20 protein-coding genes are annotated in these 16,576 nt (G+C 49.9%); 15 read left to right on the forward strand and 5 right to left on the reverse strand.

Annotated features, from left to right (window positions below; genetic code table 11):
• The first annotated feature begins 133 nt into the window (after positions 1 to 133).
• From O4H47_RS08870 to O4H47_RS08925, 12 genes are all read left to right on the forward strand, one after another.
• A complete protein-coding gene (locus O4H47_RS08870) occupies positions 134 to 706 on the forward strand; it encodes a hypothetical protein (RefSeq protein ID WP_269393625.1) in 573 nt (190 codons plus the stop codon).
• 3 nt (positions 707 to 709) lie between these two features.
• Positions 710 to 1,054, forward strand: a complete 345-nt coding sequence (locus tag O4H47_RS08875; RefSeq protein ID WP_269393626.1) for a DUF1353 domain-containing protein — start codon at positions 710 to 712, stop codon at positions 1,052 to 1,054.
• Positions 1,055 to 1,117: 63 nt separating this feature from the next.
• Positions 1,118 to 2,386, forward strand: coding sequence for a phage tail protein (locus O4H47_RS08880; RefSeq protein WP_269393627.1), 1,269 nt, complete (start codon positions 1,118 to 1,120; stop codon positions 2,384 to 2,386).
• Between the two features lie 39 nt (positions 2,387 to 2,425).
• Positions 2,426 to 2,947 (forward strand): phage major tail tube protein, encoded by a 522-nt coding sequence (locus O4H47_RS08885; protein ID WP_269393628.1) that lies wholly within the window; start codon positions 2,426 to 2,428, stop codon positions 2,945 to 2,947.
• A 10-nt stretch (positions 2,948 to 2,957) separates the two neighbouring features.
• Positions 2,958 to 3,308 (forward strand): hypothetical protein, encoded by a 351-nt coding sequence (locus O4H47_RS08890; RefSeq protein ID WP_269393629.1) that lies wholly within the window; start codon positions 2,958 to 2,960, stop codon positions 3,306 to 3,308.
• A gap of 145 nt (positions 3,309 to 3,453) precedes the next feature.
• Complete coding sequence (locus O4H47_RS08895; protein ID WP_269393630.1) at positions 3,454 to 6,000, forward strand: phage tail tape measure protein; 2,547 nt, start codon at positions 3,454 to 3,456, stop codon at positions 5,998 to 6,000.
• Positions 5,997 to 6,449, forward strand: coding sequence for a phage tail protein (locus tag O4H47_RS08900; RefSeq protein ID WP_269393631.1), 453 nt, complete (start codon positions 5,997 to 5,999; stop codon positions 6,447 to 6,449). The genes O4H47_RS08895 and O4H47_RS08900 overlap by 4 nt, the downstream gene beginning before the upstream one ends.
• On the forward strand, positions 6,442 to 6,672 hold the full coding sequence (locus O4H47_RS08905) for a tail protein X (protein WP_269393632.1): 231 nt from the start codon (positions 6,442 to 6,444) through the stop codon (positions 6,670 to 6,672). The genes O4H47_RS08900 and O4H47_RS08905 overlap by 8 nt, the downstream gene beginning before the upstream one ends.
• Positions 6,663 to 7,694: a phage late control D family protein gene (locus O4H47_RS08910; RefSeq protein WP_269393633.1), complete on the forward strand. Its 1,032-nt coding sequence runs from the start codon at positions 6,663 to 6,665 to the stop codon at positions 7,692 to 7,694. Before O4H47_RS08905 ends, O4H47_RS08910 begins: the two co-directional genes overlap by 10 nt.
• 27 nt (positions 7,695 to 7,721) lie before the next feature.
• A complete protein-coding gene (locus tag O4H47_RS08915; RefSeq protein ID WP_269393634.1) occupies positions 7,722 to 8,642 on the forward strand; it encodes a glycoside hydrolase family protein in 921 nt (306 codons plus the stop codon).
• On the forward strand, positions 8,642 to 9,121 hold the full coding sequence (locus tag O4H47_RS08920) for a hypothetical protein (RefSeq protein WP_269393635.1): 480 nt from the start codon (positions 8,642 to 8,644) through the stop codon (positions 9,119 to 9,121). Before O4H47_RS08915 ends, O4H47_RS08920 begins: the two co-directional genes overlap by 1 nt.
• Positions 9,122 to 9,181: 60 nt before the next feature.
• Positions 9,182 to 9,421, forward strand: a complete 240-nt coding sequence (locus tag O4H47_RS08925; RefSeq protein ID WP_269393636.1) for a hypothetical protein — start codon at positions 9,182 to 9,184, stop codon at positions 9,419 to 9,421.
• A gap of 2 nt (positions 9,422 to 9,423) precedes the next feature.
• Here the strand turns inward: O4H47_RS08925 and O4H47_RS08930 are convergent, their stop codons facing one another.
• Positions 9,424 to 10,209: a hypothetical protein gene (locus tag O4H47_RS08930; RefSeq protein WP_269393637.1), complete on the reverse strand. Its 786-nt coding sequence runs from the start codon at positions 10,207 to 10,209 to the stop codon at positions 9,424 to 9,426.
• Between the two features lie 155 nt (positions 10,210 to 10,364).
• Between O4H47_RS08930 and O4H47_RS08935 the strand changes: the two genes are divergently transcribed.
• From O4H47_RS08935 to O4H47_RS08945, 3 genes are all read left to right on the forward strand, one after another.
• Positions 10,365 to 11,210, forward strand: a complete 846-nt coding sequence (locus O4H47_RS08935; protein WP_269393638.1) for a DNA adenine methylase — start codon at positions 10,365 to 10,367, stop codon at positions 11,208 to 11,210.
• Positions 11,211 to 11,262: 52 nt separating this feature from the next.
• Complete coding sequence (locus tag O4H47_RS08940) at positions 11,263 to 11,487, forward strand: hypothetical protein (protein WP_269393639.1); 225 nt, start codon at positions 11,263 to 11,265, stop codon at positions 11,485 to 11,487.
• A 168-nt stretch (positions 11,488 to 11,655) separates the two neighbouring features.
• Positions 11,656 to 11,967 (forward strand): hypothetical protein, encoded by a 312-nt coding sequence (locus tag O4H47_RS08945; RefSeq protein ID WP_269393640.1) that lies wholly within the window; start codon positions 11,656 to 11,658, stop codon positions 11,965 to 11,967.
• Positions 11,968 to 12,322: 355 nt separating this feature from the next.
• Here O4H47_RS08945 and O4H47_RS08950 read toward each other — a convergent pair whose 3' ends face one another.
• Genes O4H47_RS08950 through O4H47_RS08965 form a run of 4 tightly spaced genes read right to left on the reverse strand, consistent with a single transcriptional unit; the run spans position 12,323 to position 16,487 of the window.
• Positions 12,323 to 13,597 carry an ABC transporter substrate-binding protein gene (locus O4H47_RS08950; RefSeq protein WP_269393641.1) on the reverse strand — a complete coding sequence of 425 codons (1,275 nt, stop codon included), beginning with the start codon at positions 13,595 to 13,597 and terminating at the stop codon, positions 12,323 to 12,325.
• A 44-nt stretch (positions 13,598 to 13,641) separates the two neighbouring features.
• Positions 13,642 to 14,493, reverse strand: a complete 852-nt coding sequence (locus tag O4H47_RS08955; protein ID WP_269393642.1) for a carbohydrate ABC transporter permease — start codon at positions 14,491 to 14,493, stop codon at positions 13,642 to 13,644.
• Positions 14,486 to 15,352 (reverse strand): carbohydrate ABC transporter permease, encoded by an 867-nt coding sequence (locus tag O4H47_RS08960; protein ID WP_269393643.1) that lies wholly within the window; start codon positions 15,350 to 15,352, stop codon positions 14,486 to 14,488. Before O4H47_RS08960 ends, O4H47_RS08955 begins: the two co-directional genes overlap by 8 nt.
• Positions 15,342 to 16,487 (reverse strand): ABC transporter ATP-binding protein, encoded by a 1,146-nt coding sequence (locus O4H47_RS08965; RefSeq protein ID WP_269393644.1) that lies wholly within the window; start codon positions 16,485 to 16,487, stop codon positions 15,342 to 15,344. Before O4H47_RS08965 ends, O4H47_RS08960 begins: the two co-directional genes overlap by 11 nt.
• Positions 16,488 to 16,576: the final 89 nt, after the last annotated feature.

The following is a 16,576-nucleotide window of genomic DNA, read 5'->3' on the forward strand; positions in this document are numbered from 1 at the left end:
GGTTACAATGCGGACGGCTATCCTGGGGGGGCATCGGGACACGGCACAGGCCAGTACGGTCGTGGCGGTATTGGTGGCAAACCAACTGGTGGTGCTGGTTACTCTGGTCTTGTTATAGTGATGTGGTGATCAAATGAAATTTGCAAAAATAGAAGATGATGCCGTGGTCAACATTGTTGTTGCCACCAATGAATTTGCGCAGGCAAACGGCTTGGTTTCGGTCAATGATGATGTTGCGATCGGCTGGGCAATCGAGAATGGTATACCCGTTGCGCCAGTTGTCGTAGAAACGCTTGAGGACATGCGCACACGCGCACTCCTTTCATTGGCGGATTATGGGCAAAGCAAGCGAAGGCAGGGGTATCGCCACAATTTCGGCACAACAGAAACGCCAAATTGGCAGGTTCTTCAATTGCGTGAACCCACACCACAAAATGACGACGAGAAAAACTGGTCGGCTGCGCTCGGCGCTTACACATCAGCAGTTGTCGCGGGGCACGGCGCTGTGCAGGGGGTTACTTTAAGAACCGAAAGCAATGCGGCCATTGTCATGTCATATGCTGAAGGCATGGGAGTGCTTACTTCGATGTTTGCCTGGGTTGCGCAGGTTTACAATACAACTTGGGGCAAAAAAGACGCCATTATCGCGGCTGCTACTAAGGCCGAAATTCAATCATTGATCGATGATATACCGAACGGATGGTAACCCATGTCCCAATACACCAGCCATCAAGGCGCGGTGCATGTGGGCGGCATTCAATATCAGTTCAATCGTGATTTAAGATGGGCGGTTGGTCACAAGGACGGTGAAGTCTTTGTGGTTGAGGCGGGCACGCCTTTTGACGTGTCAGTGCCGTGGTCATTGCGATGGCTGATTAGCCCGCATGATCACCGCTATCACAAGGCTGCGGCCTTGCACGATGAAATGTTGAAAAAAGGCTGGTCGCGGGCAACTGCGGCAGCTGAGTTCTTCAATGCGCTCAAAGCAGATGACGTCAAAGGCATTGAGCTTTGGGCCATGTTTCTTGGCGTGGTCGTTGTGACCGTTCGCTGAGATTTTAGATCAACCACAATTTGTTGGCCGTCCTTTTGGGCGGCTTTTTTTATGGAGAATATCATGAGCAATACAGGCTTTGGGGTTTCATTTGAAACCGATGGTCCGGAGACCCGACCAACCGCGCAGGCGGAGTTTTCTGATATTGGGTTGGCCCTTGTTGCCCCTGATAAGGCTGGGGGGTTAGAGTTTAACCGACCCTATGCTGTAAATTCCAACGATGTGGATTTCTACACTGCTTTGGGAGTGGGGGGCAATGCACGAGCTGAAATTGAAGGCATCAATGATCAGCTTTCGGAGTTTCGTAAGTCGGCGAAATTGTCAGTTGTTTTGGTTGATGAAGGCGACAATGCTGATCCCGCCGTAAAACTGACTGAGACGCTAAATAATCTTAAAGGCGACAGTGTCCAAAAAACGGGCATTCATGCTTGGAAAAACTCGGCGCAGCTAACCGGACGCACACCACGCCTGTGTGCGGTGCCAGGTTACACATCGCAACAAACAGAAAGCAATGTAGCAAACATTGTTTGTGCAGAGCTTCCGGCTGTTTTGAACAGCTTGATGGCGGTGGCGTTTGTTGATGGTCCAAACTCGACACGCCAGGCGGCGCTAGACTGGCGTGAAACCATGTCGAGCAAACGGCTGATCCCTATTGAGACCGCTGTAAAGGTGGCCAACAGTGATGGCGATGTAGTTGTTGCACCGGCAAGTTCTCGGGTGGCTGCATTGCAGCTGGGGATTGACCAATCTAAAGATGGTTTACCGTTCCATACTGCAGCAATGCGTGCTTTGAACATTGTTGGACCTGGGCGTGAAATGGAATTTGACCTGGCTGATTTCAGCACTGAAGGGCAAGAACTTTACAATAACAACTTGGGTATTGTTGTGCGCGGCGAGGCTGGCAGCGACAGCGCTGCGGCTGAGGGTGGTTTTGTTTATATTGGCACCGACACCTGTTCAACTGATCCGCTTTGGCGTTTCTATAACCAAGTTCGCGGGCGGGACTATTTGCACGTTATGGCAATACGCGACTTACGCAATCTACTTGGCAAATACAATATTTCAATCCAGCTTGCTCAAACGTGGATCACCATGCAGCGCGCGCGCCTGAATATGTTGGTGCGCAAAAACGCCATTTTGGGCTTTCAGGTGCAGTTTGTCGCCGATGAGAATGATCCTTTGGACATCCGCAAAGGGCGATTGTCTATTTCTATGGATGCTGAAGAGTCTGCGCCGTTTGTTCATGGCCATATCAAGTCCGGTCGCTACAGCGTTGCAGTTGACGAGTTTGTTTCTGACCTGATCGCTGGGTTCGATCAGCAGGCTATCTAACCCCCTCAAACACCCTATAAAAAATTGATTGGATTGATAATGAGCTTTCTCGTTATGAAGCGCGTCAACTTGTTCTGCGATGCAAATCCGGACAAGTCTAAACACTTGACGCTCACTGAAATGACCATGCCTGAGCTTGAGGAGGAATATCAAATTCACCAAGCCGGTGGTGCCCGTGTGGATATAGAATTGGCCACAGGTATCAAGGCTTTCGAAATGGGCTTTAACGCCAAGGGTACCGACCTTGATTTGATGGCGCAGTTTGGCCTGGCAGATGGCAAGGTCAATGTGTTCACCGCGCGCGGCAAGATGGTTGACGAAATTGATGGCACTGAGGTTGGTGCTGTGGGCGTTATCCATGGACGCTTGGCACGGGTTAAACCGGACACATTTAAACGGACGGAAGTCCATGGCTATGAATATGGCATCAAGGGTGTGTTCACATACCGTTTGCAGATTGGCGATCGTGTGCCTGTTGATTTCGATTGGGCCACGAACCGGTTGATTATCAATGGTGTTGATACAAACGCCTCTGAAAATGCCCTGCTTGGCATAGGCTAAGGGGCAAACCATGACAAACTCAACAAAAACAAAACTTGAAGCTGAGGCGGCAGCTGCTGCCACAGCCGGTTGGAAATTTGACCATGACGCGACATCTGAGATTGTCGTGCCGCTAAAATATCCAGGCAAATACAACGGTAATGCAGTTAACGAGATCCGTTTCCAACCGATCGACACTCAAGGTCTAATTGAAAAGCAAGCGGCCATTGGTGAAAATGCAGACGCGATGGCGCTGCAAGCGGCCATTGCCTGCATTCCTGTCGACATGCTGAAGCGTCTTCATCCTGAAGATGGTGTTGCGGTTATGAACGCGGTGTCACCTTTTTTGCCGCAATCGTTGTACGCGGACGCAACGGCATAACCACAAAATCTGTTCGGCAAATTGTTGCTGAAACACTGAACGCGTTTCCATCGATCGGATTTGACCGGTTGATGAAATGGCCAATTCGCGAAACAGCGGCTTGGCACGAAGAAGCTGAAAAACTCTCCAAATCATAGGCTCGATAATGAGTTCAAACGTGCTTACGGCAACGCTAATTGCGCGCATGGTCAACAAGATTTCTGGCCCTGCGCGTGATGCAAAGCGGTCGATTGATCAGTTGACTGCATCTGGCCACCGTGCGCGCGGTGGTTTGGAGCGAGCTACAGCTTTTCAGAACATTGCAAATTCGCGCCGCACACTAAACCGCCAAATCGGTGGGTTGCGGCGCGAAATGTTTGATGTGGTTGCTCTTGGTGCGGCCATGGCTGCGCCTATCAAAGCCGCCATGGATCTTGAAAACGCGATGGCTGACGTCAAAAAGGTGGTGGATTTTCCAACGCCTGATGGCTTGACCAATCTGCGCAGAGAGATACAGGAGCTTTCAACACAGATTCCGATGACCGCTACCGAACTGGCAAATATTACAGCCGCTGCAGGTCAGGCCGATATTCCCTATGACGAGCTCATGCAGTTCACCAAAATGGCCGCTGAAGTTGGTGTGGCTTTTGACATGCCGGCTGAGCAAGTGGGGGTGATGTTATCGAAAATCAAATCTGGTTTGCAACTTACCGTTGGTGAAACAAGCCTTTTGTCTGATGCGGTCAATCACCTCTCCAATAATATGGCTTCTGAAGCGCCATCAATTTTGGATGTTATTCGACGCATTGGTGGCCAATCAAAAGAGTTTGGCTTTGCAGAGACTGAAGTGTCCGCTTTTGCGTCAGCAATGATTTCTGCCGGCGCGCAATCCGATGTGGCTGCAACATCTTTCCGCAATATGGGTAAAGCGCTTACACGCGGTGAAGCGGCAACAAAAGCTCAAAAAATTGCATATCGTGAACTTGGACTTGACGCTCAACAGGTGGCCAAAGACATGCAGCAAGACGCTGTGGGCACCACGTTGAAAGTGTTTGAAGCGCTGCGCGAAGTGGAAGATCACCGCCGTGCGGCCTTGTCTTCGCAATTGTTCGGTGATGAGGCTCGGGCCTTGCCAACGCTGATCGGCAATATGGACCTGTTGCGTGATGCTTTGGGGCTAGTTGCGGATGAGAGCAAGTATGCTGGCAGTGCGCAGCGGGAATTTGAAGAGCGCGCCAATACTTCTTCGGCCAAATTCGAACAGTTTAAAAATAAGGTTGTTCGGCTGGCCACAGAGATTGGCAATACCCTGTTGCCGCCGATGAACACAACGCTTGAAGTGTTTGGTAAAGTTGCGGAAGGCGCAACGACGCTTACCGAGAAATTTCCGGGTTTGACCCAGGGGATTGCTACGGCTGGAGCAGCTCTGATTGCGCTTCGCATTGGTAAGATCATCAAAGACTATGGCTGGGCCTTGGCTCGCCGAACTGTTCTTGATACGGGCGCCGCCTTTTTGACGTTTGGCGACAATATTTCGCTTGCCAATCGCCGTGCAACTGTCTTCACCCGCCAAATGAACCGTAACGCTATGCGTGGCGGAGTTGACAAACTTGGCGGAAAGATCAAGGGGCTAAACAGAGTTCTTGGTGTCGCAAAATCTGGAATTCTTACGTTTGCTGGCCCGATTGGTTTGGTCGCAACGGCCGCTTTGATTGCCGCAGATGCTTTCGGTGTGTTTCGCGGTGATTTTGCCGCTGTTGATGATGCAATTTCAAAAGATCCGGAGGGGTTTCGGAAATACAAAGAAGAGCTTTTTGGCATTGCTAGGGCTGCAAATGACGCTGGGAAGGCGGTCACCGCTCTCAATTCTACCATTCTAACAGCCAGCATCTTTGAGGCAGAAAAGGAAGCTGCAGAATACAAGGGTATTGCCGTAGATGGTATCCAAGATGCGACAACTACGGCCCTTGTGGAAAACATGGGTGATGATTATTCGGCCAAAGGAAAAGAAGTATTTGGCGCTGATCTTCAGGCCATTAGTGCAAAGATTGGGGCCGGCAACTTTGATGGCAGCGATGCGAAAGGTTGGCAGGCAAAAGCAGACCAGTATTTTCTAGACTTGCAGTCAGAAATCGAGGCAGCCAAAGCAGCTTTGGCAGCAGAAGAAAAAAAGAATACTGGCAAGATGTTCACCACTGCGAACGAACGCGGTTGGAGTAATCGGATCGAAAAACTAAACCAAACGTTTGAGCAGGATCAAAAAGTTCATAAGCTGCTTACAGATGCGGTTTCTCTATACAGCCAAACAGTTTCTAAAATTGAAAATGAACGAGCACAGCTCGATCAACTGCGGCGTGTGGAAGATGGGTTGCATCGAACTGACAAGAACCCCGGCGAAGATGGCTTCAGCGTGCCAAATGTGCGGCCTGAAGAGGTGGTTTCACCTGCGCCCATGCGCCCAGCTGATTTGGCAACATTAGACGAACGTACGGCTTTGCATCAACAAATTGCCGCCAACAACCAGCAAATTGCAGCGATGCAGCAGCAATTGGCGAGTGCGTCACCACCACCTGTGACGGTTAGCGTGAATGCGCCAATAACCATCAACAATGTGTCTGATGCACAAGAAGCCGCGCGTAACGTGGTCAACCAACTCAATCAAGAAACGGGCAGGGCGGTTAGAACCAGCTTTGCGCCGCAAGGTGTAAGATGAGTGTTTTGTATCAGATGGGGGCGCTGCAATTTACAGTGGCACCCATTAACGCTGATAAAGTGGCGCACAAACTCAAAACAGATTTCGCTCGCAAAGCTGTGTTTGGTGGGCGAAAGCCTTCTGAGCATACGGGTGAAGGTGATGAGACCATCGAGTTTTCTGGCAAGGTATTCCCATCCCATCTTGGCGGTGAACCTGAAATGGATCTCATGAATGAAATGCGGCGCGCAGGCGTGCCGCATTTCTTGATGCGCGGTGATGGCCGGCCAATGGGTTGGTTCGAGATTGATGAGCTGGATTTCAATCACACTCATTTGCAATCCAAGGGGGTGGGGCGCGTGATTGAAATTCGGATGACTTGTACGAGGGTTGATGCACCAAGTGCGGTCGATTTTGCGCCATGGTTGCGCCAATTGGTTGGTTTGTTTTCGGGGTTGATCAATGGCTGAAGACTATGAACGAGTGATCGTCAAAAGTGAGCAAAACACTTTGTCGCGGTTGGTTTGGCGAAAGCTCAAACGGTTTGATCCAGACTATTTTGATCGTGTTGCTGACATTAATTCGTCGCTGGCTCAACATGGGCCATATTTACCAGTTGGCGCAGTGGTGTTGTTCCCCAAGTTAGAAGCCCAAATTGAACCTGTGCACAAGGTTGAAACATTATGGGACTGAAGTTCGTAAACAGCTCTGTTTTTTCCGCGATCGCAAACGGCAACAACCTCACTGAGAAGTTTGCAGGTCGATTGATCTCGATTGATGTGACAGATTCAAGTGGTTCAGAAAGCGACACAGCAACGATCACATTGGATGACAAAACAGGATCCTGGGCCTTCCCTTCACCCGGGGCTGAGATTTCCATTGGCATGGGTTTTTTGCAAGCGACTGAATTGTTTGCGGGCGTTGTTGATGAGGTGCGATCAGTTGGAGATCGCAATGGCGGGCGACTACTTAATATTTCCGCAAATAGCGCGGATCTGCGCGGCAAGCTGAAAGAAACGAAGCAGCTTTTTTGGGATGACAAAACAGTTCAGCAAATCCTAAATGAAGCTGGTGAAGAAGCTGGTTTGGACGGTGTCAAAGTGGACCGTAAGTTCGCAAGTGTCATTCGTGAGTATGAGGCCATGGATGGTGAAGACTTTATGGCTTTTGGCCGACGACTTGCTGGCGAACTTGGTGGTACTTTCAAGGTGCGTGGCAAAAACGCAATTCTTGCTGCCAGAAATGATGGGCAAACCGTAAGTGGTGCTGCAATGCCAGTGTTTCGAGTGGTGGCAGGGCGCAACTTAGTGAGCTGGGATGTTGTGCCGGACATTGGTCGACCTCGCCACAGCCAATTCGGTGGCCGTTATTATGACTTTGCAAAAGCAAAGTGGGTTGAGCAAACGGCAAAAAGCGAACTGGGAGATGTTGAGCAATTCCTGGCCGCGCCATTCGCAAATCAAAGCATGGCAACATCAAGCGCGCAATCGAGTAAAACAGAATCTGAACGCAACGCCGGCGAAGGCTCTATTTCCTTCATTGGCAGTTTGCTGGCACAGGCCGAAGGCTTCGCGATTGTAAAGGGTGCACGACACGGTGTTGATGGCGCATATGTCATGGATACGGTGAACCACCATTTGAACCGATCAAGCGGCTATATGGGCGATGCGCAATTGGCCAAGCCGCATGGTGGTGCGGGCAAAGACAACCGTTAGAAATTTCGAACATCATTGGAGAACGTTATGAAAACGTCCGAACAGGGGCGCGTGTATATACGCGGCCATGAAGGCACAGTGCTGACTTGTTATTTGGATCCAACGGGCCATCCAACAATCGGCACCGGCGCAACATTGTACAGCCGTGTGGCGCGCGAGTTTTTTGGCGGCAAGCTGGTGCCAGGCAAAACCAAAATCACCTTGGCGCAGGCGGATCAATTGTTCGCGGCCATGTTAGCTGAAGAATATGAGCCACATGTCGCGCGCGGCATGCCAGGTGCAAACCAGCATGAATTCGATGCGGGTGCGGACAATTGTTACAATATGGGACCAGGCACCTTTGGTTGGAATTGGGCCAAGCTTTGGCGTGCGGGCAAAAAGCGCGAAGCGGCCAAATATCTTGAAGCCCATTACCACAAGTCCAAAGGCAAAGTGCTGGCTGGTTTGGTGCGCCGCCGTGAAGAAACAGCGCAGATCCTCTTGCATGGCAAATACCCAAAACACGCAGGTGAGGGTGCGCCACGCAAGCAACGCGCTAAACCAACCTCCACACCAGATCCCGTGATCAAAGAAGCGCAAGAGCTTTTGACCTCTCGCGGCTTCAACCCCGGCGCCATAGATGGCTGGATGGGCAAAAAGACCAAGGCCGCATTGCTTGCCTATCAGCAAGCGCATCCGCACCTAGTGAATGACGGTATTCTTGGTGCGGCCACCCTGACGCAATTGCGGCGGGATGCGCAAATGGCAGGGCAGGTGGCCAAAGACGCTGTCACCAAAGGCGGTGGCGGTTCAATCATTGGTGGCGCATTGGCGTTCACCGCTGGCCTGCCGTGGGGCTGGATTGTTGCGGCCATTGTTGTTGGTGCAATCGGGTGGGGCCTGTGGCGCTATCGCGATGTGCTGGCGCGCCGCTTGAACTCAATTCAAGGCATAAAGGTTGAGGTGTAATGCAGTTCTTAAGTCTGATCGGTGGCTTTTTTGTAAGCCTGCTTGGCGGTGGTTTAGGTCCGAACCTCATAAAAGGGTTGAACCAAGCCTATCGCGACAAGCTGAATGCCAAAACAGAAAGCGAACGCATCGCTGCAGACGGGGCAATTGAGTTTTATCAATCTCGAGTGGCCGTTCTCACCAATGCCAATGCTGAAGGCACCAATCGCCAAAAGTTCAAAATGAACCACAAAGTGTTTTGGTTCATTCTTGGCGCGGCGCTGTTGCCAGGGCTTAGTACATTTGGCTTGCTGGCCATTTATAACGTGCTTTGGCATGCCAATGGCATCTGGCCCCAAAGTTGGGGCATTGCCGCATTTCCTCAGCCTTATGACGAGTTTTCGCGCATGGCAATGGAATGGCTATTTGATCCGGTGAAAGTTGCACTTTCAACCGGCACCGCTGCCGCTGGCGGCTTTGTCACTGGCAAGCGCACATAATCTAAGGCGCGGTGATGGTCGCGCCTTTCTCTGTGTTCAAAGAATGATTGGGCTGGCTTTATGAGCGGTGCTGTTACGTGGGAAATTGTGTCATTGATCGCCGGTATAGGTGCAATGTTGGTGACGATTGTGAGTTGGTCTTTTCGGGTGATCTCTTTGCTGCGAAAAGAGATTGCTGAGCATAAACTCTATGCCGCCAATCATTACGCCACCAAAGATGGGGTCAACCAAGAGTTGGAAAAATTCCGACAGTCGATTGATCGTTTGATTGATCGGATCGATCGGGCGTTGGAAAAGTAACTTTATTCCGCTGGATTGATGGGCTTCACAGCATTGGTGTATTTGAGCAAACGGTTCCGCAGTCGTCCGCCAAATGGTGTGAGCAGTCGCCGCCGCGACCCTCTCTGAATGGCCCAAATGATGTAAGAGCAACCGCCCAAAATGATCGGCAAACTGTAAAATTGCCGGTTTGACTCCGTTAGAAATGGTGGTGCCGGAAGGATTGAAATATAGGCGGTCAGAATAATGGATGCAACAACCCCAAGTCCTGAGACAAAGAGAAAAAACGGCAAAAGGCTCCAGGCGGGTAAACGGAAAGTGATCTTCAACGTATCGGTTGTCTCCCAAAAGCCAGGGTAGAAATCTTGTGGCGCGGCGTTTGGGATTGCGCAGATCGCTCTTATGTCTTCACGCGTCAAGTTTTTCGCCACCTGAATCATGCGTTCTTGGTCGTCGTCATCTGCTAAAATGGATTCCAGCACAGCGCGCCATTTTGCGTCGGTTTCATCGCCTTCTCCTTCACTGTTGGCGCTTTCCAGCCATTTCGCCATGTTACTGGGGTCAGGGACGCTGGTTTCGATGTCAAGTTCGGGGTTAGCATCTTTGACGGCAGCGATGTGCCCCTGAGCTCTTTTCTGTTTCTTTTCCAGCCGTTTCTTTGTCCAGTGTTCTAGTTTTTCACCGAGTAGTTTGGCTGAAGGGTTCAAGAGGTGGCCAATCGGTCCTTTGGATGCGACATCATTGGATTTAGCAATTGCTGTGCCAACGTCGATAAGGTCTTCGGTGTTTGGCGTTTCATCGTTGGACATGGAAATTCCTCAATTACAAGTAGCGGAGTAGGCAGCGCGTGAACGCTGCCTAACCGGGCACAGTCGTCAAACAAACCCGGTCCAATCAAGTATAACCTTAAAAATCGGCTCCGCCAGTGCTAGCTAGCGCAGCGATTATTAGGTTCAAATTCTTTATGAATTCTCAATTTACGCCGGTCCGTCCGGTAAGTACCCCTGCGCCCTATATGGGCGGCAAGCGCGCCCTTGCGCCTAAAATTGTAGAACGCATCAATCGGGTGCCACACAAGCTATATGTCGAAGTGTTTGTTGGCATGGGTGGCGTGTTCTTCAAACGCAACAATCAGCCACAAGCCGAAGTCATCAACGACAAGAGCGGCGAAGTGGTCAACTTGTTTCGCATCCTGCAGCGTCACTATGTGCCATTTATGGATTATTTGCGGTACCAGTTGACCTCGCGCAAAGAATTTGAACGTTTGGTCAGTGTAATTCCAACAACACTAACTGATCTCGAGCGGGCGGCGCGGTTTCTATATCTCCAAAGAACCTCGTACGGTGGCAAAGTTACCGGCCAAAGCTTTGGAGTTGCGCCAGAACGACCTGCGCGATTTGACGTGTCCAAACTTGGCCCCGCACTTGAAGAGATCTTCGAGCGTCTTTCGGGTGTGGTGATCGAAAATCTTGATTGGTCTGTCGTGATGGAGCGTTACGACCGTGCGGACGCATTGTTCTATCTCGATCCACCATATTGGGGTTGCGAAGATGACTATGGCAAAGAAGTGTTTTCACGTGAAGATTTCGCGCTGATTGCTGACAAAATGAAGACAATGCAGGGCCGTGCCATTCTTTCGCTCAATGACACGCCTGGTGTGCGCGAAACGTTTGCAGGCTTAAATATGGAAACTTTCGAGCTGCAATATATGATTGGCCAAGCATCTGGTGGCCCGAAAGAAGTAACAGAAGTGCTGATCTACAACTTTGATTTGCCAGATGAGGGACTTTTCTCGCTGTTAGGGACTTGAACCAACAAAGCTTTGCTCCATGTGTCACACACCAAAAGCAAAGGAGATAAAAATGTCTAAGATTGAAGGGTTTACAGTCACAGCCGCAAGCTTTCTAGCAATTGCGGAAGCCGCTGAAAAAATCGCCGCTGAAGCAAGGATTGCAGCGGAATATGCGCTTGAAGGCGAAACTAGAACCGCCATCGGTACCATTTGTGGGTTCTCAAAGCAGGCTCAAGATCTGGCAACCGCAATACAAGGCATTCAGGCACTTGAATTACTAGCACATCAAAACTAGTTTGTTCTATTTTTGTTCTCATGGTATTTCGGTGTCATGAGAACATCAATAAAGACACTTGGACAAGCAAAGCGATCGGGCCTCCGCCTTATAGCGATCTGCCACAGCATGCATTGCCGTTATCGCAAGCTAGTCGATATTGATTCGGTCGTTCGCCATGTTGGTGTTATGCACGAGCTGATGCCAGCGCTTGGTGTTCGCCACTATAGCGAGCGCATGAGCTGCCCAAAATGTGGTGAACGAGGCATGTTCATTTGGTCTTTGAGTGTCGAAGATCCAGAGCCAGTTAGTGGCGGTTCGCAGTACCAAATCAATGCCTGGGAAAATGGTGTGTTGGTGGCAACATTGTGCAGAGCGAGCGAATTTGAATTGGCGATCGCAGCATTCGATGTGGCAGTAAAGGTGCATCAGGGAAAGCAAATTACACTGCAAGAACGGGCGAGGGTGTTGCGCGATTCGTACGTCAAGGATGCAGGGTAAATGTCGTGTTCTGCAAATAACCAATCCAAAACCAATAGATAAACACGGTTTTCTCCATATGTTCCCACGCCAAAGCAAAGCTAAGTACATTGAAATACATGTATTTTAGTTTAAGTAAGATCACTCATAACGGTCTGGTCGTAGGTTCGAGTCCTACCGGGCCCACCATTTTTTCTTTACGTTTGTGTTTCTTGAAACACCACCTGCAAATGGCGCACCAATAGCGTTGTTGCGGCGTTGTGCGATTTGTCGAGGCAAGCCATGGGAGAGCATTTTGTAAGACTTTGACAATGTTCTCGTTAAATGCTTTTGCACGAAAAAAGGGGCCACAAGTGCGGCCCCTTTCGTTAATTGGCTATTCAACCGTAAGGCCAGTAGCGTTTTTGATTTGTTTGGCAGCTTCATCCAGTGCTGCCTGTGCGCTGTCGTATTTGCCCTCAACAAATGCTGTTTGGATCGCAACCAGAATATCTCCAGCTTCGGCACCGTAAGGCGTGGCGCGAACTGGTTCGATGTCTGATGAGGTTTCAAGGATGGTTTTCCAAATGGTTTGGCCGCCCCAATATTCTTGTGGTGAGCTCATGTATTCATCGCTCTGTGTGGAAAGCAATGATGGTACGAGGCCATGCGATTTTAGCATGCCGATTTGGATCTCTGGTTTGGTAAGTGCAAACTTTACGAAATCGTACGCCGCTGCAGGGTTTTTTGATGAGGCGGTGATGAACAATGCTGATCCACCAAGGTTTGCAGCACGTTTTCCACCTTCTTCAAAAGCGGGCATTTTTGTAACCCGCCATTGGCCTGATAATTCTGGCATATTGTTGCGCACAGAACCCTCATACCAAGCACCGTAAACAGCTGATGCCGTTTTTCCAGTTTTTAGCGCTGTGAGCTTCTCGCTCCAGCCGCCCGGCGCGATTACACCTGCGTCCGCCAGTTTTTTGACCTGATCAAGTGCGCGAACGCAGCCCGCTTGGTTGACGCGAATTGTGGTCTCGCCATTTTTTTCCCCAAACACAGAGCAACCAAGTTGTTGCGCCATTACGCTGAACCAGTTCAATCCAGATGTGTAGTTTGAGAGTGCCATGCGTGTTTCGCCATTTGTGGCAGCGGCAAGTTTTTTACCGGCCTCGATATAGCCGTCCCATGTGGCAATGTCATCGGCGGTGATGCCAGCTTTGTCGAACAGATCTGCACGGTAGAAGGTCACCACTTGGCCAGCATCCCACGGCACGCCATAAGTGTTATCGCCGCTTTGCAACTCAACCCATTTGTAGTCTGAGAACAGTGGTTTCAGCTCATCCACCCCAAATTGACTAAGTTCCACAAAGCAATCTGGGAATTGTTGAATGTAGCGCTCGGCTTCGCCGTTCTCAATTGAGACCACGTCTGGCAAGTTGACGCCACCGGCCGCACAACCAGCAGTTAGTTGATCATAGACCTGGCTGGTTACTGTGTTTGCGGTGAGTGCTGGATTTGTCGCATTATATTGCTCAGAAACGGATTTCAGAGCTTCAGCTGCAGTATCCCAACTCCAAATCGTTATTTCTTCAGCATTGGCTGCCGTTGAAAGCAAAATGCCATTGCAGACCAGTAGGGCGCCAATAATGCGCTTTGTTGATGTGTTCATTTTTTCCTCCATTTTATGAACGCAGTGAATTCTTGGTTTTGTGATTACTTGATTGCGCCATTTGCAATGCCGCTTACGATTTGGCGTTGCAGAAGCAAAAACAGGGTTACAAATGGTATTGTCATCAGCGTTACGCCCACCATCATTGGGCCCCAAGCAACGGTGTTCAGGCCGACAAGTCGACCAAGTGCGATCGGGGCTGTTTGTCGAGCTTCGGTGGTTAGCACCAACAGGGGCCACAAGTAGTCATTCCAGCACGCAATGAACAATATGATGGCTAAGGACGCCATTGCGGGCCGCACAAGGGGCAGCGCGATCTTTGCGAAGATGCGAAGTTCCGACGCGCCGTCTAAATAGGCCGCTTCCATGATTTCTTGGGGCAGTGCCAAAAATGTTTGACGCATAAAAAATACGCCGAGTGCATTGGCTAAGTATGGGAGAACCACCCCGAAATAGGTGTTTGAAAGCCCCATATAACGCACCAAGATTACGTATTCTGGGATAACGATTGCAATGCCGGGAACAGCGAGAATGAAGATGATCATTGCAAAGATGGCTTTGGCACCTGCAAATTTAAACCTTGCCAGCGCGTAGCCAGCCAATGAGGAGACGACGAGCCCAAAAAATGTACCCGCACTGGCAACAATGACGGAGTTGATAATGGCACGCACAAAATCTTGCTTTGACTGGAGTTCGGCAAAGTTCTCAAGGAATTGACCGCCATGGTGGGCGATTATGCTGCCAGAAAAAATCATTTGATCGTCATGCGAGGCGTAGATGGTCATCATCCACAAGGGGGTCAGCCAAACAATTGCAACGATAAGCATGAAAAAGTTGAGGCTGATTTTTGCCCAGCGATCTGCTTTTGGAAATAGTCTCTTGGTCGCACTACGCATCAGATTTGCTCCCCAATAACTTGAATTGGATCAGGGACAATCCTAGGCCTATGAATACGATGAAGTAGGCGATCGCGGACCCATAGCCGAAGTTGAAGCTCTTAAAGCCTTGTTGGTACATATACATTGCAACGGTGGTGGTGCTGACGCCTGGTCCGCCCTCAGTGAGCAATGTGGGCTCGGTGAACAACTGCAATGTGCCGAAAGTTGATAGAACAAGGCACAGCAAAATCACTGGTTTAAGATTTGGGAGGGTTATGTAGAGAAACTGGGTAAACCGGCTCGCGCCATCAAGCTCACTGGCTTCATAGATATCTTTGGGAATGCTCTGAAGCCCTGCCAAAATAATTACAGCGTTATAACCCGTCCATCGCCATGTCAGGCTGATGGAAATGAGGGCAATCGCTCCGGCGGACGATCCTGTCCAAGCGATATCGGCAATGCCAACCGCGTTGAGCAGTTGATTTACAAAGCCGAAATCGTCGTTGAACAAAAGCCTAAAAATGACAGCATATGCTGCATCGGCGACCACAATCGGAGCAAAAATTGCAAAGCGATAGATGCCTTTTAAGAACAGCAATTTACTGTTGAGAAACACTGCAAAAATAACCGCGAGTGCCAACATAAATGGCACCTGCACGAGAATAATGAGAAATGTGTTTTTTAGCGTTGCAAGAAATAACGCATCCTCAAATAGGCGTCCCCAATTGTGCAACATGTCGAATTTCCACGGCCGTGCGCGTGTATTGAAAAATGACATGCTGAATGAATAGATGATTGGAATTAGCCAAAGGCAACCAAAGGCGATTAAATAGGGGGCGATAAAGGCATATGGGGTGATCCGATTCTTAGGCGACATGTTGTGCGTCCGTCCCCATTAATGCCTGAGCGTCGGCGGGTAACTTGCGCGGAAGTGCTGCGCCTTGGGTATCAAACAACAGGCAATTCTGAGCAGAAAAGCGAAGGGATATTTGATCACCGCGCCGCACCGGGGCCGTGCCTTCCGATGAACTGATAACCGGATCAGGTAGACCGATATCCAGATGGATAAGGCTTTCCGAACCAAGCCGTTCGATCAACTGAACAGTGCCAGTTATTTGATGCTCAAGATTGGTGTCATTTCGGAGGCGATGTGGCCGCAAACAAAGCGTCAACCTGGTGCCGCTTGAAAGGTTTGCCGCATTTGCCATTTCAACGGTGAGTGGTTTGGAGAATGCCTGTCCGGTGACGGTGACTTGTGTGCCGTGATTGCCAACAACTTCAACATCGAAACTGTTTATTTTGGGTGATCCAATGAATTGGGCAACAAATAGGTTCTTTGGTGAGTGTAGGAGCTCAAGCGGCGTTCCTACTTGTTCAATTTGACCATCCCGCATCACCACCACGCGGTCCGCCAGCGTCATTGCTTCAATTTGGTCATGGGTTACATATATCATTGTTGCATCAAGCTCTTCATGCAACCGAGCAAGTTCAACACGCATGCTGACCCTTAAAGCAGCGTCTAGGTTTGATAGTGGTTCATCAAGCAAGAAAACTTGGGGCCGTTTAACAATGGCCCGGCCGATTGCTACTCGCTGACGTTGCCCGCCAGAAAGCTGTTTTGGCAGTCGGTCGAGATAGGGCGTCAATTGAAGGATTTGCGCGGTCTCGCTTATGCGCAATTCAATTTCTTCTTTGGGCAGCTTCAAAAGTTTTAGACCGAATTCCATATTCTGACGCACGGTCATATGCGGATAAAGGGCATAACTCTGAAACACCATTGAGATGTTTCGTTTTGCTGCTGGCACGTCGTTCATCACTTTGTTGCCAATTGCAAGCGTGCCTTCATCGATGTCTTCAAGGCCTGCGATCATGCGCAAAAGAGTGGACTTTCCACATCCGCTGGGTCCTAGAAAGCAGGTGAACTCTTTCTCTCGGATACTGAGGTTGATCCCCTTGATCACATCAAGTGCACCATAGTTTTTGCGCAGTTCTTTTATGTCAACGTTTGCCAATTGAGATCTCCGGGTCGAAATGTCTGCTATGTGTCGCTTGAGTGCCAAAGCAAATGGTGTTTTGGTGTGGGAACACGGAACGATGCATG

It is taken from the genome of Maritalea porphyrae (genome assembly GCF_027213965.1).
Lineage (GTDB): Bacteria > Pseudomonadota > Alphaproteobacteria > Rhizobiales > Devosiaceae > Maritalea > Maritalea porphyrae_A.